The following is a 20,269-nucleotide window of genomic DNA, read 5'->3' on the forward strand; positions in this document are numbered from 1 at the left end:
GGCAGGGGCGACGTCGTGCACGGTCATCAGCGTATGCCTTAGCTCGCGCTGAAAAACAGCTGTCGGGCCTGCTCCACGCCGATCATGCTGCGGTAGTACGCCAGCCGTTCGGCCCGGCTCAACCCGCGAGTGCTGTCGGCATCGGATCCCAGTTGCCGCTCCGCGGGGGTTTTCAAACGTGCAGAGAGGAAGGCCTTGTCCGGCACCCATGAGGTGGAGTACAGAAAATGCGCGTACCACAGCACCTTGCGCGTGGTCTGGTCAGTGATGCTGTATTCGTCCAGGTAGAGCGCCTTGCCGCCCTTGAGGCGGCGTCGACTGACAGTTTTTGCAATACGGATGCTGTCATTGGTCTGAAGCCAGGCGACACCTGATGGTGTGGGTGATTGTGCCCTGGTCATCATCGACATGGCGGTTTTGGCCTGCTGATATAGGCTGTCGACGGCATCGCTCAGCGCCTTGTTCAGCACCGCAGCCGAGCGCTGGCTGCTGTCCGTGGCGTTGCTGTCGGTCAGGGCCTGTTCAATGGCCGCGCTGACGTGTTCCAGTTGCAGGGCGTGCTGGTGAAACAGGTACTCGATACCGACCGCCGAGCGTCCGGCCTGCTTCATGAGTTCGTTCATGCGCAGGGTGAACGCCGGCAGGCCGTCGAGCAGGTCCTGCCCCTTGTTCAGGCTGGTTTCGAGCGCTGGCGTCGGCGTCGGCAAGGCAGTGCTGATACGTTCGACCCACACCCCGGGAGTTTTTTGATGAAAGGTCGAGATGACCTTGTCCGTGAGCGGTGACTTGATGTCGACCAGGTCGGTTTCCAGGCCCTGTGCCGTCAGGCGCGGCTCGCCGATCAGCACGCCGTTGTAGCGGGTGCGGATGAACTTCTTTTTCGGCCTTGGCGGTTGCACGGGGAGCGCCGGGCGGCTGCGCAGGGTGCCGCGCTCTTCGAGCAACAGCACCAGGTTGTGGCGGGCGCTGCGGTTGAATTGCTCGAGCTGTTGGCGAAGGTTTGTCAGCGGTGCCTCTTGCACACTGTCAGCGAACGCGGACTTGAAGTCTGCCAGGCGCTCGTCGAGTACGTTGAATTGTTCGATCAGATCGTTGAGGCAGTCGATGCGTTCGTCGAGCCGGGAAACGCTGCGCTCCTCAAGGGTGTCGCGCAGCGCTTGAACGGCGATATCGGCGGTATCGACAATCTGGTCGAGACTGAGCCAGGCATCCGCGGCGGTCGCTACCGAGTGTTCGGGCAGGCAGACATTGCGCGCCAGTGTCACCTGCAGTGCCTTGAGATCCTCGATCGAGTACGCCGGGAGTGCCTTGCGGGTCAGTTGAATCAAGCGCAAGCCGTCTCTCTCGAACTCTTTGAGTTGCACCAATTGTGCCTGGATCTGCTCCAGACGCGTGATCATGTCCAGATTGAGCTCAAGCATCTGCCGCGTTTCGGCAATATGCCGGTTCTGGGGCTGTTCAGCCTGTTCTTCGAGATGATTGAGTACGCTGCGCAATGTCGGCGTGAACAGGGTCAGCGCTTCGCGAATCCCTGCATGGATGAGTTCGAGCTGCGCCTTGAGATAGCCCAGGGATCTCTGTTGGTAGTCAGCCGTTGGCGAGAATACATGCAACGCCTTGAGATCGCTCAACGCCTGGGCATAAGCGACGCGTTGCCTGTCCAGAGACTGTAGAAAGAGCTGGCGGTGGGCCGCAGCGGTCTGAGCGGTGGCAGCGTTCATTGCCTGGCGGACCTGTTCCAGCTCGCCTTGCGCTGCCGCCTTACGGCTTTCGAAGGCGGTCAGGCGGGTGCGCAGTTTTTCCGCTTCGATGCGGCGTTGTGCTTCAGCCAGCTGTGTCAGGCCGGCCGAGCCGCCACCGCGCAGACGCAGTCGGGTATCGACGAACCAATCGCCACGCAGATTGCCGATCAAGGCTGGGCCGGTACGGGTTGGATCCTGCGGATCGATGATCATGACGGTACCGTTTTCGTCCACCGCGACCTCGAACCAGTTATGGCCCACCGGGGCGTACCATTTGCTGTTGTAGCTGTAGAGATTGCGATAGAGCCCTGGCGTGGTGTTGGCGCTACCCAGACGTTGCGGGCGAAGGATTTTGAAGTGGGACAGCACGGTGCCCAGACTTGCGGGCGTGCGATTCGCGGCGCCGCTGATATTAAGGGTCTGCTGCAGGTCAGCGGTTTCATGGGGAGCACTTTTTTCCAGTTGTTGCACGGTGATTTCAGTGGTCGTGGGGTCAGGGTTTTTCGGTGTTTCGCGTGCCGCTGTCTCATGGGCCAGCCGTGGTCGGGAGCGACCTGCGATGTGCAACGTGATCGCCATCCCCAGATTGAGCAACACCTCGGTGAACGCTGACCATTGCGCGGAAGAGTCATCCTGCTCCCGGGCTTCCTTCAGGGCTTGCAGTTGCTCCATCACCTGCCAGATCCACGTCGCGACACCCACCGTGCGTCCGAGGAACGGCAAGACGGCATTGAACAGGGTCCATCCGGCCTGTTTGAAACTGGCCCAGCGACTTTCCGCATTTGACACCGACTGGCGGTCGGCCAGCTCGACCAGCGCCGACGCGTTGGCTTTGTACAGAGCGCCTGGCAGATCGCCCTCCACGGTCTTTCTACCGAGGCTGATCGGCCCACTCATGACCCTCATTTTTTCCGCATCCACCAGAAACTCGGTGACGGCCCAGGGGGAGGGCAACGTGCCTGGAAACACATAGTTGGCGTAGTCGCTGCGCACGCGGTCCGGGAGCCAGGCGAGCACCGAGTCACGCAGACTGGCGGATTGCTGGATGGCGTACAGCAAGTTGCTGGGGGAAGGGTATTGGGTCAACGGCTGATCAAGCATCGGCCGATACAGCAGGCACGGCCCGGCGCTCGGGTCCTCAGGACCGATCACGAACATGTTGGCGACTTCGTCATGGCTGCCCTCTGTTCTGCGTTGAGGAACGAAAGCCAGAGGCCGCATGACGATGGTCTGGTCCTCGACCGTGCGATGGTTGCTGTCGGGATCCAGCACCGCGACGACATAGCGGTAACCGCGTGCGTCGATACCGGCCTTGCCGCGAATTTTCGATTGCAGGGCCAGCAGCGGCAACTGGATGCGCAAGTGTTGAGTGAACAGTGCCTGTCGCCCGGCGGAAGCTGGCGTGGTGTCGACCAACTGACGCTTGATCAGCGCCGGGTAGGTCGTACCGATATCCGCGCGGGTTACCAGGTCTTCCAGATAGCTTACGGTCAGCCATGTGGGCAATGGCTTGCCATGGGTGGAGTGCAGGGTCTTGTTGCCTACCGGCACTGCAATCAGATTCTGCAAGGCCAGATCGGTGACGCTGAAATTGTAAGTCTCGATTTTTCCCGGAACAGTAAAGGTGCCCCAGATCACCGGACTTTTGACCCGCAACTGGATCGACTCCAAGGCTGTTTCAAGGTCGGTACGCTGCGCATCGGCGTGCGCGCGAAGGGTCTCGGCATGCAAGGCGTTCATTTCGCTCAGCGCGTATTCGCTGATTGGCAGGATGCCATCCAGATAGGACTTGCCGGTGTTCTGGTTATGCAGTGCAGCCAGATCCTTCAAGTGCCGGGAATAGTTGTTCAGATCCGGCAGTGATGCAGCAATGAGCCAGTCAGGCAAGGCATTCTGAAACCAGCTCAATGGCGGGCCGGGCTTTTTCGCCGTGGCGTCGACTTCGGGGGTGGCCGTGGACAATGGCTTGTCGAGCGGGGCAGGTGTGGCAGGAGAAAAATCCAGCGCGCCGATCACATCGATCTGAATCGAGACCAGTGCACACGCCTGATAATCGAAGATGCTGCCCGAGGGTTCCAGCAATCGCCAGTTCAACTGCTGGTACGGCTGAAGATTGCCCACGTGCGCAGGCAAGGATTTGCCCAGGTCATCAAGAGAGTCGAACTTCTGATAACCCTTGAGCAGTGAATGGGCGAGGATGACCGTCTTTCCCTGTTGTGTGCCGATCAGCACGGCCATCGATACTTCGTTCAGATGCTTTACGGTTGTGCCATCGATCAGATCAATGGCGATCAGGCAGGCGCTGTTCTGGTCATCGATTTTCCTGCCGGCCAGACCGGCAGTGCGATACAGCGCGCGGGCCATTGCGCAGTCACTCTCGCTCCAGCCTTGTACCTGATTGACGTTCCAGATCTCGCGCAGGGTGTTCGACAATGTATGCCAACGCGGGCCGTTGCTGTCGTCGGCGTTGTTCCAGTACGCCAGCTGTTGCTCCTGAAACGCCGTGAGCATGACCGGTGCCAGCAGGTTGAGCAGGCTGGCGATTTCGTCGATCCGTACCGGCAGGTGGACGGCCGGATCGCTGATCGGTTGTTGCGTCAGAAAGTGTTCACCTTCGATATACAGCGTCGGCGTGCCCTGCACGACCTGGGCGGCGAGGATTTCGGTCAAGGCCTGGTAGGTCGGATTTCCGGCAACGATCTGTTCGTCGACGATGGACCATTGCGGCGTGCCGATCATGGTAATGCTCGGCTCCAGATCAAGCGTGGGGTACAGCTTGCGCAAATGTTCGCGCAACAGCACGGCGGCCACGTCGCGCAAGTCGGGGCCGACACTCAATTGGGTGATCAGGGCTTCGGTGGGATTGGTGCCGGCAGCCGTCTGCCGGGTGGAGCTTGTGGTTGCTGAACTCATCGTGCGTCCCTGCGTTCTGGTGATGGAGGCGATCCCGAGGACAAGTCTCGGGATCGCTCCATGCTAGGGAGGCACGATGCAGCGTGGGTGGTAGATATGTAGGGCGTCGGACTATCGCCGGCGCCGGACCAGGCTCAGCGCAATTCGCCACACAGGTCGAGTTCGATCAGACGCCGCACTTCGGCGTTGTCCAGACCCGCACCGAGCAAGCCGTGCAGCTTGCCGAACGCCGCTTCTCGGGTCATGCCGCCACCGGACAACACGCCAACGCCGCGCAAACGGCTGCCGGCTTCATACACATCCAGCTCGACCCCGCCTTCATGGCACTGCGTGACCGCAACCACCACCACACCGTTGTCCCGTGCGCGGCCGAGGCTGGCAAGGAACTCGGGATTGTCGCTCGGTCCGGTGCCGCTGCCGTAGCACTCCAGCACCAGACCTTTGATACCGCTGGCCAGCAGGCCATCAACCACCTCGGCGCCGATGCCGGGGAACAGTGGCAGCACAGCAACCTTGGCCAGTTGTTTCGGCTGGTTGTAGTTCAGTGCGGCCGGAATCGACGGCGCTTTCACCCCGCCGCCCTGACGCTCCAGGCGCTTGAACGGATGCCGGCCGAAGCTGCGCACTTTCGCGCAACGGGTCGGCGCCAGCAGCTCGCCATGGAAATACAGGTGCACGCCCGGCGCCAGACCCTGACCCAGAGCAACGAGCGCGCCACCGAGGTTTTCCCAGGCATCGCTGTCGGTGACGCCGGCCGGCAGCATCGAGCCGGTGAAACACACCCGGGCATGCAGGCCGAGCAACTGGAAACTCATCGCCGCAGCGCTGTAGGCCAGGGTGTCGGTGCCATGCAGGATCAGCACGCTGTCGCAGCCTTGCACGTCCACCGCATCGACCACCGCTTCGCGCAGTTGCTGCCAGTAGGCCGGGGTCATGTTGGCGCTGTCGATCAGCGGCGACATTTCCCGGAAGCGCCACTGCGGCACCACCAGTTCGGGCTGGCTGTGCAGGTAGTCGCGCATGCGGGCTTCGAAACCGGACGCCGGGGCCAGACCGTTGGCACTGGCCTGCATGCCGATGGTGCCACCGGTGTAGAGCACCATGACGTTTTGGGCGGCGGGAAAGGAATTGGCAATCATCTGAGGGTCTCCACAAGAGATGACATTGTAGGAGTGAGCCTGCTCGCGATAGCGGTTCATCATTCAACATTGATGTTGGCTGAAAGACAGCTATCGCGAGCAGGCTCGCTCCTACAAGTTATTGCATCACAATAACTGACGGGCGCAGGGGATGCGCCCGTCATTCACCTGTCAGCGTTGCGCTGCAGGCACGCCTTGCGGCTCGACTGCGGTCTTGCCGGCGGCTGGCGCCTCGGTCGGCCAGGCCTTCAGGTCCAGATCCAGATCGGCAAATTTGCTGGAGTCGAACACGGGCTGCTTGATGCCGGCGCGGCGCTGTTCGTCGTAGTCGCGCATCACGCGCATGCCGACCTTGAACAGCATGGCCAGGGCCATCAGGTTGACGAAGGCCAGGCAGGTCATGGTGATGTCGGCGAAGGCGAACACGGTCGACAGATCCTGCATCGAACCCCATACCACCAGCGCCAGGACCAGACCGCGGAAAACCATCAGCAAGGCGCGGTTGCGGCTGAGGAACTGCAGGCTGTTTTCGCCCAGGTAGTAGTTGTAGAGGATGCAGGTGAAGACGAACAGCGACAGCGCAACGCTGACGAAGATGCGACCCCAGTCACCGACCACGGCGGCCAGCGAGTTCTGGGTCAGGACGATGCCGTCACCTTCGAAGCCCGGGGTGTAGAAGCCCGACAGCAGGATCAGCAGCGCGGTGCAGGTGCAGATTACGAAGGTGTCGAGGAATACGCTGAAGGCCTGAACCACGCCCTGGGCGCCCGGGTGTTTCACCGAGGCCACGGCGGCGACGTTCGGCGCACTGCCCAGGCCCGCTTCGTTGGCGAACACGCCACGCTTCACGCCCATGACGATGGCGCTGCCGAGCAGGCCGCCGAAGGCCGGGTCGAGACCGAAAGCGCTCTTGAAGATGGTTTCCAGCATCGCTGGCACGTGTTCGATCTGGGTGCCGATTACGTACAGGGTCACGCCGATATAGGCCAGGGTCTTGACCGGTACCAGCAGGTCGGACACTGCAGCGATGCGCTTGATGCCGCCGATGAAGGTGATGGCCAGCAGCACCGCCAGGACGATCCCGGTGTGGCTTGGGTCGAAGGCAAAGGCGTTTTGCAGCGAGTGGGTCACGGTGTAGGACTGCAGGCCGATGAAGGCGAAGCCGTAGGTGACCAGCAGCAGGACCGAGAACACCACTGCCATGCCTTTCAACTTCAGGCCGTGCTGGATGTAGTAGGCCGGGCCGCCACGGTACAGACCGTCGCCATCGGCGCGCTTGTAGACCTGCGCCAGGGTGCATTCGAAGAAGCTGCTGGACATGCCGACCAGTGCGGTCACCCACATCCAGAACACCGCACCCGGACCACCGAGGGTCACGGCGATGCCGACACCGGCGATGTTGCCTGCACCGACGCGGCCGGCAAGGCTGAGCATCAGGGCCTGGAACGAGCTGAGTTGCCCGCCGCTGCTTTTCAGGCTGTCGCGGAATACCGCGAACATGTGGAAGAAGTGGCGCAATTGAACGAAACGCGAGCGAATCGTGAAGTAGCTACCGAGCCCGACAATGAGCACGATCAGTACTTTCCCTGAGAGGAAGTCGTTGATGACTTCGAGCATGGATTTTTCCTCGCTGTTTTTTGTGTAAGCAAATGCTGGATGTTCAGAAACATCGCGTTACACCGGTTTGCGCGCGGCACGACAGGTGAGGCGAAGGTTTCGTCCCGGATCCATTTCGCGGGTTTGTTATTAGTTCGGGTTTCGCATGGGTTATGGCCTCGTTACCGACGACCGCTCACGCGAAGAGGGGCGGCACTATACCGATCAGTGCGGCGCCCGTCTGCACGCTCGTGGTGCAAGCGACGAAACGAAGCGTTGAAACACCCGGCGTTACCGGCGCCGGGCTTGTGCGGGAACTGCTCTTCTGTTGATGCAAACCCTGTGGTGAGGGGATTTATCCCCCCTCATCACAATGACTCACCTCTACATTGTTCAGTCCCCAGACATACGGGTCTCAGGATCAGAAAGTTAAAAAAAAGGGCTTGGGGACAAATCCCCAAGCCCTCAAAAGGTGAGAGGTGTCTAGTCCCTCGACCTGGTGAGCGGTGCTACAAATAACGCGTCGGCTCAGGCTTTGAGCGGAACCAGACGCGGGGCAATCATGTTTTCCGGGCGCAGGATGTCGGCGAGCATGGCTTCGTCGAGCAGGCCTTCTTCGCGCACCAGTTCCAGCACGCCGCGGCCGCTTTCAAGGGCGATACGGGCGATGCGGGTGGCGTTTTTGTAGCCGATGTACGGGTTCAGTGCGGTGACCAGACCGATCGAGTGCTCGACCAGTTCGCGGCAGCGCGCTTCGTTGGCGGTGATGCCGACGATGCAGTGCTCGCGCAGCATGTCCATGGCGCGTTGCAGCAGACGGATCGAGTCGAGGATCTTGAACGCGATCAGCGGCTCCATCACGTTCAGCTGCAGTTGGCCGCCTTCGGCTGCCATGGTCAGCGCCAGATCGTTACCGATGACCTGGAAGGCCACCTGGTTAACGGCTTCCGGAATCACCGGGTTGACCTTGCCGGGCATGATCGAGCTGCCTGGCTGACGCGCTGGCAGGTTGATCTCGTTGATGCCGGTGCGTGGACCGCTGGACAGCAGGCGCAGGTCGTTGCAGATTTTCGACAGCTTGACCGCGGTGCGCTTGAGCATGCCGGAGAACAGCACGAAGGCGCCCATGTCGGAGGTGGCTTCGATCAGGTCGGCGGCCGGCACCAGCGGTTGACCGCTGATCAGCGCCAGACGCTGAACGGCCAGCGCTTGATAGCGCGGGTCGGCGTTGATGCCGGTGCCGATCGCGGTGCCGCCCAGGTTCACTTCAGTCAGCAGTTCCGGGGCCAGCGTCTTCAGACGGGCCAGGTCTTCGCCCATGGTGGTGGCGAAAGCACGGAATTCTTGACCCAAAGTCATCGGCACGGCGTCTTGCAGCTGGGTACGGCCCATTTTCAGGACGTGATCGAATTCTTTGCCCTTGGCCGCGAAGGCCTGAATCAGGCTGTCGAGGCTGGCCAGCAGCGCGTCGTGACCCAGCAGCAGACCCAGGCGGATCGCGGTCGGGTAGGCGTCGTTGGTCGACTGCGCCATGTTGACGTCGTCGTTCGGGTGCAGGTACTGGTACTCGCCTTTCTGGTGACCCATTGCTTCGAGCGCAATGTTGGCGATCACTTCGTTGGCGTTCATGTTGGTGGAAGTACCGGCGCCACCTTGAATCATGTCGACCACGAATTCTTCGTGAAAATCACCGCGGATCAATCGGGCACAGGCTTCGCTGATGGCAGCGTGCTTGGCTTCGCTCAGATGACCCAACTCACGGTTGGCGTCAGCGGCGGCCTGTTTGACCATCGCCAGACCGACAACCAGTTTCGGGTAATGCGAAATCGGAACGCCGGAGAGACGGAAGTTGTTCACCGCTCGCAGGGTCTGGATGCCGTAATACGCTTGAGCCGGTACTTCGAGGGCGCCAAGCAGGTCGTTTTCTGTGCGGAAAGATGCAGCGGAGGACATGATAGAAATCATCTCGATATGGACCCGGTCTGTGCCGGAACGCTGCGAATGCTAGGCTTGTGGGATTTTTTGGGCCAATGCTGTTAAACACTGGCCTATGCACATTCGGCATAATGCCCGTGTGACGCCGCGTGTGCGGCAGACGTGTGACCTGTTTTGGTGCGTGTCCGGGAGGGCGTGATGAATCTGGAAAGCAAATGGCTCGAGGACTTCAGTGCTCTGGCCGCCACCCGCAGCTTCTCGCAGGCGGCCGAACGACGCTTCGTGACCCAGCCGGCGTTCAGTCGGCGGATCCGCAGCCTGGAAGCAGCGCTTGGGCTGACGCTGGTCAATCGCTCGCGCACGCCGATCGAGCTGACGGCGGCGGGACAATTGTTTCTGGTGACCGCGCGCACCGTGGTCGAACAGCTCGGCGAAGTGCTGCGCCATCTGCATCACCTGGAAGGCGGGCAGGGCGAAGTGATCCAGGTCGCGGCGGCGCACTCGCTGGCGCTGGGTTTCTTTCCACGCTGGATCGCACAACTGCGCAACGAAGGGCTGAACATCGCCACGCGATTGGTGGCAACCAACGTCGGCGACGCGGTGCATGCGCTGCGCGAAGGCGGCTGCGACCTGATGCTGGCGTTCTACGACCCGGACGCGGCGATGCAGATGGACCCGGAAATTTTCCCGTCGTTGCACTTGGGTCAGACTGAAATGCTGCCGGTGTGCGCAGCCGATGCCGATGGCAAACCGCTGTTCGATCTGGAAGGCGACGCCAGCGTACCGCTGCTGGCGTACAGCGCCGGGGCGTTTCTCGGACGTTCGGTGAATGGTTTGTTGCGCCAGCGTCAGCTGCGTTTCACCACCATCTATGAAACCGCCATGGCCGACAGCCTCAAGAGCATGGCCCTGGAGGGGCTCGGCATCGCCTGGGTGCCGCAGTTGAGTGTGCGGGCAGAGCTGGCTCGCGGCGAACTGGTGGTCTGCGGCGGCCCGCAATGGCACGTGCCGCTGGAGATTCGCCTGTATCGCTGCGCACTGGTGCGCAAGGCCAACGTGCGGTTGCTGTGGCGCAAGCTTGAAGGCGGCGCTGCACAGGCTTCCTGAGCCATCGCAGATCCAATTGTGGGAGCGGGCTTGCTCGCGAATACGGTGTGTCAGTCGAGATTCATGTATCTGACCTGACGCCTTCGCGAGCAAGCCCGCTCCCACAGGGCGGATTTGCGGTGTTCTGTCGCTGACCTTAAAGTCAATAAAACCGGGCCTTTGGCTGATTTGACAGATGGTCGTTTCGGGGGCTGTTTATTGCTTTCTTTGCGGTATACTGCGCGGCCTTCGGCCGGTACGTCCGGCCATTTTTCGTACAATCAAGCCACGCAATCCTGCGTGGCTTGTTGTTTTTGACGCGCCTGCGGGCGCCCAGAGAGAAGAGGCGCGACGATGAGTGCACTGGTTGGCGTGATCATGGGCTCCAAGTCCGATTGGTCCACCCTTAGCCACACCGCCGATATGCTGGAAAAGCTCGGCATCCCGTACGAGGTCAAGGTGGTTTCCGCCCACCGCACCCCGGATCTGCTGTTCCAGTACGCCGAAGAGGCTGAGGGCCGTGGCATCGAGGTGATCATCGCCGGTGCCGGTGGCGCAGCCCACTTGCCAGGCATGTGTGCGGCCAAGACCCACCTGCCTGTACTGGGCGTTCCGGTGCAGTCGTCGATGCTCTCGGGTGTCGATTCGCTGCTGTCGATCGTGCAGATGCCGGCGGGCATTCCGGTTGCCACCCTGGCTATCGGCAAGGCCGGCGCGATCAACGCCGCGCTGCTCTCGGCGAGCATCCTTGGTGCCAAGCATCCACAGTTCCACGCGGTACTGAAAACTTTCCGTGCCGAGCAGACAGACAGCGTCCTGGACAATCCAGACCCACGTATTGCCTGAGGTTGTTGAGATGAAGATCGGTGTAATCGGTGGCGGCCAGTTGGGCCGCATGTTGGCGCTGGCGGGCACTCCGCTGGGCATGAACTTCGCTTTCCTCGACCCGGCGCCGGACGCTTGCGCCGCAGCACTGGGCGAACACCTGCGGGCCGATTACGGCGATCAGGATCACCTGCGCCAACTGGCGGATGAAGTCGACCTGGTGACGTTCGAGTTTGAAAGCGTCCCGGCTGAAACCGTGGCGTTCCTCTCCCAATTCGTCCCGGTCTATCCGAGCGCCGAAGCCCTGCGCATCGCTCGCGACCGCTGGTTCGAGAAGAGCATGTTCAAGGAGCTGGGCATCCCGACCCCGGCCTTCGCCGACATTCAATCGCAAGCCGACCTGGACGCCGCCGTGGCTTCGATCGGTCTGCCGGCCGTGCTGAAAACCCGCACCCTGGGTTACGACGGCAAGGGTCAGAAAGTCCTGCGCAAGCCGGAAGACGTGGTCGGTACATTCGCCGAGCTGGGCAGCGTGGCCTGCCTGCTGGAAGGCTTCGTGCCGTTCACCGGCGAAGTCTCGCTGATTGCCGTGCGTGCCCGCGATGGTGAAACCAAGTTCTATCCGCTGGTACACAACACCCACGACGGCGGCATCCTCAAGCTGTCGGTGGCCAGCACCGATCACCCGCTGCAGGCGTTGGCCGAAGACTACTCCAGCCGTGTGCTCAAGCAGCTGGATTACGTCGGCGTGATGGCGTTCGAGTTCTTTGAAGTCGACGGTGGCCTCAAGGCCAACGAGATCGCCCCGCGCGTGCACAACTCCGGGCACTGGACCACCGAAGGCGCCGAGTGCAGCCAGTTCGAAAACCACCTGCGTGCCGTGGCCGGCCTGCCGCTGGGTTCGACCGCCAAGGTCGGCGAGAGCGCGATGCTCAACTTCATCGGCGTGGTTCCGCCGGTTGAGAAAGTGATCGCCATCGAAGATTGCCATCTGCACCACTACGGCAAAGCCTTCAAGGCCGGGCGCAAGGTCGGTCACGCCAACCTGCGCTGCGCCGACATGGCCACGCTGCAAGCACAGATCGTCAAGGTCGAAGCGCTTATCGCCGAGTAAACAGTTTCATGTGGCAACGGCGGAACCTTCGGGAGCCGCCGTTCTCTCATGGCAGGATGCCAAAGTCTGACTAGGCTTTGGCATATCTACCAAATCAGAGGGAAATGCCATGGGAATTATCGGAACCATCTTTATCGGCTTGATCGTCGGCCTGCTGGCACGCTTCCTCAAACCGGGCGATGACAGCATGGGCTGGATCATGACCATCCTGCTCGGTATCGGCGGTTCGCTGGCGGCCACTTACGGCGGCCAGGCCCTGGGTATCTATCAGGCAGGTCAGGGCGCAGGCTTCATCGGTGCACTGGTCGGCGCGATCGTGCTGCTGGTGATCTACGGCCTGATCAAAAAGAACTGATCCAAGCGACCAAGTCCTCTCTGCCAACGCGGCAGGGAGGGCTAGAATGCTCGGCGATTCAACGTCCTTCCTCTATCCGAGCATTTTTAACCGAGCACCTCCATGCGCCGTCTTCTGTTGACTCTTCTTTTGCTGGGCAGCGGTCTGGCCCACGCCGGCGAACTGCCGGAAACCGACTGGCTGGAACTGATGCCCAAGTCGGACCAGAAAGCCCTCGAGGCCATGCCCGAAATCGACCACAACTCCCCGGAAGCCACCGGCACCTTCACCGAGAAGGGCGGGATGAAACAGGCTAAAGGCCTGCCGGCGGTGATGTATTCGACCAAGACCGTGGCGTCGATGAACGACAAGCACATCCGCATCGGCGGCTACCCGGTGCCGCTGGAATCCGACGCCAAGGGCCGCAGCACGCTCTTCTTCCTCGTGCCGTACCCTGGCGCCTGCATCCACGTGCCACCGCCACCACCGAATCAACTGGTGCTGGTGCGTTATCCCAAAGGTTTGAAGCTGGACGATATCTACACGCCGCTGTGGGTAACCGGCACGCTGAAGATCGAGAAAGTCAGCAATGACCTGGCCGATGCGGCGTATGCGCTGGAAGCTGACAAAGTGCGGGTGGTGCAGGAGTCCGATCTCTAACACCTGCCACAAAACAACTGTGGGAGCGGGCTTGCTCGCGAAAGCGCTGTGTCAGACAAATTGATGTATCTGACCCTCCGCCTTCGCGAGCAAGCCCGCTCCCACATTTTGTTTTGCGGTACTGGTTAAAGCGGTTTGCTGCCGATGCTGACGCCCATGGTATGGCTCGCACCCGAGCCCAGCGTGACCACATCACCCATCACATTCGCCGTCTCGATGCACAGCATGCGCTGCCAGCCATCGTTGTCCATGTCGGCCAGTGCTGCCGCGCGGTCGATCCACGGGTTCCAGATCACGGCGGTGCGTGAGCCGCTGGCGCTCAGTACGATGTGCCGTTCCCAGGTCGGGTCGACAATGCTCAGTTGCGGCGGAGCGTCGAGGTAGATGCGGTCGGTTTCGCCAGCGAAATGCAGGTCACCTTGTTGGCTGTGGGTTTTCCACTCATCCAGCGTCTCGATGTAATCCAGACCGGCCACACCCTCGACGTGCACGTTGCGCACATCACTGACTGCGAAATAAGTGTGCAGCGCCTGGCTGATGCTGACGGTTTCGACACCCCGATTGTGGCTGGTCAGGCTGATGTGCAACTGATCACTCAGATGCAGGGTCAGGGTCAGATCGACCTGATGCGGCCAGCCCGGCAGGCCACCTTCGGGGTAGGGCAGCTTGAATTCAACCTTGACGCCGTCAGCCTCTGATTCGATGCCGCCCAGCTCCCAATCCATCGCCCGCACCAGACCGTGCGCGGGTGCCGGTTGCTCACCGGTGTACATGGCCTGCACGCTCTGCGGGTTGCGTTCGAACTTGCCGAACCATGGCCAGCACACCGGCACGCCGGCGCGAATACTTTTGCCGGTCTTGAACACAGCCTTGTCGTTGAGCCAGATGATCGGCGGCTGGCCGTCGATTTGATAACTGAGGATGTGCGCGCCTTGCTGGGCCACCAGCACTTCGGCCTGACCGTGGCGGATGCGCCAGCAGTTCAGTTCATCCAGTTTCACGGCTTCAACGTTGGGCGTGTTCATGGGGCAACTCTCGATCAGACACTTGGGACGACTATCGACCGCAAAACCGCGGCGATGTTTAACGCGCGCGTGGTGGCACCGAGCGGGTGCGACCGCTGCCGTCGATGGCGACGAAGACGAATACCGCCTCGGTCACTTTACGCCACTCGCTGGACAGCGGATCGTCGCTCCACACTTCGACCATCATCTGGATCGAGCTGCGGCCGATTTCCAGGGTCTGGGTATAAAAGGACAATTGCGCGCCCACCGCGACCGGCACCAGAAAGGCCATGCGGTCGATGGCGACAGTGGCTACGCGACCACCGGCCACGCGGCTGGCCATCGCGGTACCCGCCAGATCCATCTGCGCCACCAGCCAGCCGCCGAAAATATCGCCAAAGCCGTTGGTTTCGCGCGGGAGTGCGGTAATTTGCAGGGCCAGGTCGCCTTGCGGGATCGGATCTTCTTGTTCGAGCTCTATCATGCCGGGGGTGCCTCTGACCCGTGACTCTTCGTTGGTATTGCTGGTGGTAGCCGTCTTCAGGAAAAACGATTCAGCACCGAACATACTGCGTTCGTCACGTTTTCCATAGGCGTCTAAAGGGAAACTCTGCGAAACCGGCTGATCCCGTTCAAAGGCCGGGCCAACGACGTTTTCGCACAGCAACCCCCTACAAACCGGAGCAAGGTTGCGAGTATATCGGTCGGTAGACTCCGCGACGACCATCGGGTTCTGATTTTGACCGTCAAATACGCGCCTCTATGTGCTTTTTCGAACAATTTGCTATGGTGCCGAACCTGCCCAAGCCACAGCCAGCGTTGTTGTGGCGGTAGATCCGCCTATAAGAGAAGCCCTTGCCATGACCACAGCGCCTTCGAGCCTCGCGCAGCCCGAGCAACCTGCACGCCCCCTGACCCGCAATGACTACAAGACTCTGTCGCTATCGGCCCTGGGCGGTGCGCTGGAGTTCTACGATTTCATCATCTTCGTGTTCTTCGCCACCGTGGTCGGCAAGCTGTTCTTCCCGGCCGACATGCCCGAGTGGCTGCGCCTGATGCAGACCTTCGGCATTTTCGCTGCCGGTTACCTGGCGCGGCCGCTGGGCGGCATTGTCATGGCGCACTTCGGCGACCTGCTGGGGCGCAAGAAGATGTTCACCCTGAGCATTTTCATGATGGCCGTGCCGACCCTGATCATGGGCCTGCTGCCGACCTACGCGCAGATCGGTATGTGGGCGCCGATCCTGCTGTTGCTGATGCGAGTGATTCAGGGCGCGGCGATTGGCGGGGAAGTGCCGGGAGCGTGGGTCTTCGTTTCCGAACACGTGCCGCAAAAGCACATCGGCTACGCCTGCGGGACGCTGACCAGCGGTTTGACCGCCGGCATCTTGCTCGGCTCGCTGGTCGCCACGGCAATCAACAGCATTTATACACCGGGGGAAGTCGCGGATTACGCCTGGCGGATCCCGTTCCTGCTCGGCGGCGTATTCGGCCTGTTCTCGGTCTATCTGCGCCGCTGGCTGCACGAAACTCCGGTGTTCGCTGAGCTGCAACTGCGCAAGGCGCTGGCCGAAGAAGTACCGCTGCGTGCGGTGCTGCGTGACCATCGCGGGGCGATTGCGGTCTCGATGCTGCTGACCTGGCTGCTGTCCGCCGGGATTGTCGTGGTGATCCTGATGACCCCGACCGTGCTGCAGACGGTCTATCACTTCTCGCCGACAGTGGCGTTGCAATCGAACAGCCTGGCGATCGTGTTCCTCAGCGTCGGTTGCATCATTTCCGGTGCCCTGGCGGATCGGTTTGGCGCCGGCCGGGTGTTTGTCTTCGGTTCCCTGGGCTTGCTGATCAGCTCCTGGACCTTCTATCACAGCCTCGCCGATCACCCGAACTGGCTGTTCCCGCTGTATGCGTTGACCGGTCTGCTGGTCGGCACCATCGGTGCGGTGCCATACGTGATGGTCAAGGCATTCCCGCCGGTGGTGCGCTTCAGCGGATTGTCGTTCTCGTACAACGTGGCGTATGCGATCTTCGGTGGCCTGACGCCGATGGTGGTCAGCCTGCTGCTTAAGGAAAGCGCGATGGGCCCGGCCTACTATGTGGCGGTGCTGTGCGCGATGGGGATTCTGGTGGGGGCGTGGCTGTGGAAGAAGGGGCGCTAATTCAGGTTCCGCATCGGCTGTTCTGACGCCATCGCGAGCAGGCTCACTCCTACAGTTGGAATGTATTTTCAATTGTAGGAGTGAGCCTGCTCGCGAATGGGACGACTCGAATCATCCAGTAAAAACTCCGATGCTGGCCTTTCATCCAATTGTCATATTTCAGCCATAGAGTGTTCACACGGCCTGCTGATACTTGGCCCCGACTTAACACACCCTATCTGCTAGGAGTAAGGCATGAAACTGAAGCGTTTGATGGCGGCAATGACTTTTGTCGCTGCTGGCGTTGCGACTGCCCACGCGGTAGCCGCTGGCGTTGACCCGGCAATTCCGGCTTACACCAAGGTCACCGGTGTATCGGGCAACTTGTCCAGCGTTGGTTCCGACACTCTGGCCAACCTCATGACCCTGTGGGCTGAGAACTACAAGAAAGAATACCCGAACGTAAACATCCAGATTCAGGCCGCTGGCTCCGCCACCGCGCCACCTGCGCTGACTGAAGGTACCTCCAACCTGGGCCCGATGAGCCGCAAGATGAAGGACACCGAACTGGCGGCCTTCGAACAGAAATACGGCTACAAGCCAACCGCTATCCCGGTGGCCGTGGACGCCCTGGCGGTGTTCGTGCACAAGGACAACCCGATCCAGCACCTGACCATGGAACAGGTTGACGCGATCTTCTCGTCCACCCGTCTGTGCGGCGCCAAAGCCGACGTGAAAACCTGGGGCGACCTGGGTGTGACCGGCGACCTGGCCAACAAGCCAGTGCAACTGTTCGGTCGTAACTCGGTATCCGGCACCTACGGCTACTTCAAAGAAGAAGCCTTGTGCAAAGGCGACTACAAACCTAACGTCAACGAACAACCAGGCTCGGCGTCGGTTGTGCAGTCGATCAGCTCCTCGCTGAACGGCATCGGTTACTCGGGCATCGGCTACAAGACTGCCAGCGTGAAGACCGTTGCTCTGTCGAAGAAAGGCAGTACTGACTTCATCGAAGACACCGAAGAAAACGCCCTGAACGGCAAGTACCCGCTGTCGCGCTTCCTCTACGTTTACGTGAACAAGGCCCCGAACAAGCCTCTGGCCCCGCTGGAAGCCGAGTTCGTGAAACTGGTTCTGTCGAAACAGGGTCAGGAAGTGGTAGTGAAAGACGGCTACATCCCGCTGCCAGCCAAGGTTGCTGCAAAAGCACTGGCTGACCTGGGTCTGCAGGAAGGCGGCGCTGAAGTCGCAAAAAAGTAACAAACTGAGTCCGTAGTAAATACCCTTCGGACTCCACTGTGGGAGCGGGCTTGCTCGCGAAGAGGCCTTCAGATTCGGCATCTTCGTTAACTGAATAAGCGCTTTCGCGAGCAAGCCCGCTCCCACAGATTCTTCGAATTCTCTGATCCTCCTCCAGTACCCGCTGGCGGTGGATTTGGTGCGTCACTGCATTGTCATCTTTCTGTCATACAGGATCGCTAGGGTGAGCGCATGAATGATCTGGCCAATTCCCCAATGACTACGACTTCCCCTCCCAAGCGCATTGATTTCAATACGCCTGAGCTGCAACGCAAGCGCCGCATTCGCGCGCTCAAGGATCGCTTCACCCGTTGGTACGTCCTCGTTGGCGGTCTGGCGGTGCTGGCAGCCATCACCCTGATCTTCTTCTTCCTCGCCTACGTCGTTGCACCGTTGTTCCAGGGTGCCAGCCTGACCGCGAAAGAGGCTATTACCCCAGCCTGGATGCAGGACGCCGGCAAGCCGCTGATGATTTCGCTCGAAGAGCAGAATCAGGTGGCGATGCGCGTTTCCGACAAGGGCCAGGCGCTGTTCTTCGACATCGACAGTGGCGCTGAATTGAAGCGCGTCGATCTGCCGGTTCCTGCCGGCGCCAGCGTAACTTCCATTGGCGAAGATCAGCCAGGTCATCCGCTGGTGGCGGTGGGCCTGTCCAACGGCCAGGCGCTGGTGTTCCGTCACACCTATAAGGTCAGCTACCCCGATGGCAAGAAAACCATCACTCCAGCGATCGAGTTTCCTTACGGCAATACACCGATCGCGGTGAACGAAAGCGGCGGGCCACTGGAGCACGTCAGCCTCAACGCCACCGATTCGACGCTGATGCTGGTCGGTTCTACCGGTTCGCAGCTCAATGTGCTGGCGCTGACCAGCGAAGAAAACATGATGACCGGCGAAGTCACCAACGAGCAGAAGCGTATCGAGCTGCCGCAGATGACCGAGCCGGTGAAGAACATCTTCGTCGACCCGCGCCAGCAATGGCTGTACGTGGTCAACGGGCGTGCCCAGGCCGACGTGTTCAGCCTGCGCGACAAGAGCCTCAACGGTCGCTATAAACTGCTGGAAAACGCTGACGCCGAAGTCACCGCGAGCACGCAACTGGTGGGCGGCATCTCGCTGATCATCGGTGATTCCAAGGGTGGTCTGGCCCAGTGGTTCATGGCTCGCGATACCGATGGCGAGCTGCGCCTGAAGCAGATCCGTACCTTCCAGATGGGCACCACGCCGATCGTTGAAATCACCGCCGAAGAGCGTCGCAAGGGTTTCGTGGCCCTCGATGCCAGCGGCAAGCTCGGCGTGTTCCACAGCACCGCGCACCGCACCCTGTTGGTCGAGCCGGTAGCCGAAGGCCAGGGCCTGTTCGGTCTGTCGCCGCGCGCCAACCGGGTGATCGTCGAGGCCGGCGGCAAGCTGCAACCGCTGCTGCTCGACAACCCGCACCCGGAAGTGTCGTGGAGCGCGTTGTGGAGCAAGGTCTGGTACGAGAACTACGACGAACCTAAGTACGTCTGGCAATCGACCGCCGCCAACACCGATTTCGAACCGAAACTGAGCCTGTCGCCACTGACCTTCGGCACCCTGAAGGCGGCGTTCTACGCCATGCTGCTGGCCGCGCCGCTGGCGGTTGCCGCCGCGATCTACACCGCGTACTTCATGGCCCCGGGCATGCGCCGCAAGGTCAAACCGGTGATCGAGCTGATGGAGGCGATGCCGACGGTGATCCTCGGGTTCTTCGCCGGTCTGTTTCTCGCCCCGTATGTGGAAGGACATCTGCCGGGCATCTTCAGCCTGCTGATGCTGTTGCCGATCGGCATTCTGGTCGCCGGCTTCACCTTCAGTCGTCTGCCTGAGTCGATCCGCCTGAAAGTCCCGGATGGCTGGGAAAGTGCGCTGCTGATTCCGGTGATCCTGTTTGTCGGTTGGCTGTCGCTGTACATGAGTCCGTACATGGAGAACTGGTTCTTCGGCGGTGACATGCGCATGTGGATCTCCCACGACCTGGGCATCACCTACGACCAGCGCAACGCTCTGGTGGTCGGTCTGGCGATGGGTTTTGCGGTGATCCCGAACATCTACTCGATTGCCGAAGATGCCGTGTTCAGTGTGCCGCGCGGCCTGACCCTCGGTTCCCTGGCGCTCGGTGCCACGCCGTGGCAGACCATGACCCGCGTGGTGATCCTCACCGCCAGCCCGGGGATCTTCTCCGCGCTGATGATCGGCATGGGCCGTGCGGTCGGCGAAACCATGATCGTGCTGATGGCCACGGGTAATACCCCGGTCATGGAAATGAACCTGTTCGAAGGCCTGCGCACCCTGGCCGCCAACGTCGCGGTGGAAATGCCCGAGTCGGAAGTCGGCGGCAGCCACTACCGCGTGCTGTTCCTCTCGGCGCTGGTGCTGCTGTTGTTCACCTTCGTCATGAACACCCTGGCAGAACTGATTCGTCAGCGTCTGCGCAAGAAATACTCGTCGCTTTAAGAAAGG

At 60.9% G+C, this 20,269-nt stretch carries 14 protein-coding genes; 8 read left to right on the plus strand and 6 right to left on the minus strand.

Going from position 1 to position 20,269, the window contains the following annotated elements:
- Positions 1–38: 38 nt before the first annotated feature.
- The 4 genes from LVD08_RS00755 to aspA all read right to left on the minus strand — a co-directional run bounded on the left by LVD08_RS00755 (position 39) and on the right by aspA (position 9,343).
- Complete coding sequence (locus LVD08_RS00755) at positions 39–4,655, minus strand: hypothetical protein (protein ID WP_247267158.1); 4,617 nt, start codon at positions 4,653–4,655, stop codon at positions 39–41.
- 134 nt (positions 4,656–4,789) lie between these two features.
- Complete coding sequence (locus tag LVD08_RS00760) at positions 4,790–5,794, minus strand: asparaginase (RefSeq protein WP_096795417.1); 1,005 nt, start codon at positions 5,792–5,794, stop codon at positions 4,790–4,792.
- Between the two features lie 171 nt (positions 5,795–5,965).
- A complete protein-coding gene (locus LVD08_RS00765) occupies positions 5,966–7,411 on the minus strand; it encodes an alanine/glycine:cation symporter family protein (RefSeq protein WP_097089448.1) in 1,446 nt (481 codons plus the stop codon).
- Positions 7,412–7,918: 507 nt separating this feature from the next.
- Entirely contained in the window at positions 7,919–9,343 is a 1,425-nt protein-coding gene (gene aspA, locus LVD08_RS00770) for an aspartate ammonia-lyase (protein WP_027610364.1), read from the minus strand.
- A 180-nt stretch (positions 9,344–9,523) separates the two neighbouring features.
- On the opposite strand from aspA, the gene LVD08_RS00775 reads away from it, so the two are divergent.
- From LVD08_RS00775 to LVD08_RS00795, 5 genes are all read left to right on the plus strand, one after another.
- The gene (locus LVD08_RS00775) at positions 9,524–10,432 is read left to right on the plus strand and encodes a LysR substrate-binding domain-containing protein (protein WP_027610365.1); all 909 of its coding nucleotides are present in this window, start codon (positions 9,524–9,526) and stop codon (positions 10,430–10,432) included.
- Between the two features lie 333 nt (positions 10,433–10,765).
- Positions 10,766–11,257: a 5-(carboxyamino)imidazole ribonucleotide mutase gene (gene purE, locus LVD08_RS00780; RefSeq protein ID WP_003229641.1), complete on the plus strand. Its 492-nt coding sequence runs from the start codon at positions 10,766–10,768 to the stop codon at positions 11,255–11,257.
- Positions 11,258–11,267: 10 nt separating this feature from the next.
- On the plus strand, positions 11,268–12,350 hold the full coding sequence (locus LVD08_RS00785) for a 5-(carboxyamino)imidazole ribonucleotide synthase (RefSeq protein ID WP_247267159.1): 1,083 nt from the start codon (positions 11,268–11,270) through the stop codon (positions 12,348–12,350).
- A gap of 109 nt (positions 12,351–12,459) precedes the next feature.
- Positions 12,460–12,705 carry a GlsB/YeaQ/YmgE family stress response membrane protein gene (locus tag LVD08_RS00790; RefSeq protein ID WP_003229635.1) on the plus strand — a complete coding sequence of 82 codons (246 nt, stop codon included), beginning with the start codon at positions 12,460–12,462 and terminating at the stop codon, positions 12,703–12,705.
- Positions 12,706–12,807: 102 nt separating this feature from the next.
- Positions 12,808–13,344, plus strand: coding sequence for a DUF3299 domain-containing protein (locus LVD08_RS00795; RefSeq protein WP_027610367.1), 537 nt, complete (start codon positions 12,808–12,810; stop codon positions 13,342–13,344).
- Between the two features lie 125 nt (positions 13,345–13,469).
- On the opposite strand, the gene LVD08_RS00800 is transcribed toward LVD08_RS00795, so the two are convergent.
- Both LVD08_RS00800 and LVD08_RS00805 read right to left on the minus strand, forming a co-directional pair.
- Positions 13,470–14,369: a D-hexose-6-phosphate mutarotase gene (locus LVD08_RS00800; protein WP_247267160.1), complete on the minus strand. Its 900-nt coding sequence runs from the start codon at positions 14,367–14,369 to the stop codon at positions 13,470–13,472.
- Positions 14,370–14,427: 58 nt separating this feature from the next.
- A complete protein-coding gene (locus tag LVD08_RS00805; protein ID WP_003229628.1) occupies positions 14,428–14,832 on the minus strand; it encodes an acyl-CoA thioesterase in 405 nt (134 codons plus the stop codon).
- Positions 14,833–15,208: 376 nt separating this feature from the next.
- Here LVD08_RS00805 and LVD08_RS00810 point away from each other — a divergent pair, with 376 nt between their 5' ends.
- From LVD08_RS00810 to LVD08_RS00820, 3 genes are all read left to right on the plus strand, one after another.
- Complete coding sequence (locus LVD08_RS00810) at positions 15,209–16,507, plus strand: MFS transporter (RefSeq protein WP_247267161.1); 1,299 nt, start codon at positions 15,209–15,211, stop codon at positions 16,505–16,507.
- A 234-nt stretch (positions 16,508–16,741) separates the two neighbouring features.
- Complete coding sequence (locus LVD08_RS00815) at positions 16,742–17,746, plus strand: phosphate ABC transporter substrate-binding protein PstS (RefSeq protein WP_086792482.1); 1,005 nt, start codon at positions 16,742–16,744, stop codon at positions 17,744–17,746.
- Between the two features lie 483 nt (positions 17,747–18,229).
- Entirely contained in the window at positions 18,230–20,263 is a 2,034-nt protein-coding gene (locus LVD08_RS00820; RefSeq protein ID WP_225138952.1) for an ABC transporter permease subunit, read from the plus strand.
- The last annotated feature ends 6 nt before the right edge of the window (positions 20,264–20,269 follow it).

This window comes from Pseudomonas sp. YL2, from assembly GCF_023063025.1.
GTDB classification, from domain to species: Bacteria; Pseudomonadota; Gammaproteobacteria; order Pseudomonadales; family Pseudomonadaceae; genus Aquipseudomonas; species Aquipseudomonas putida_A.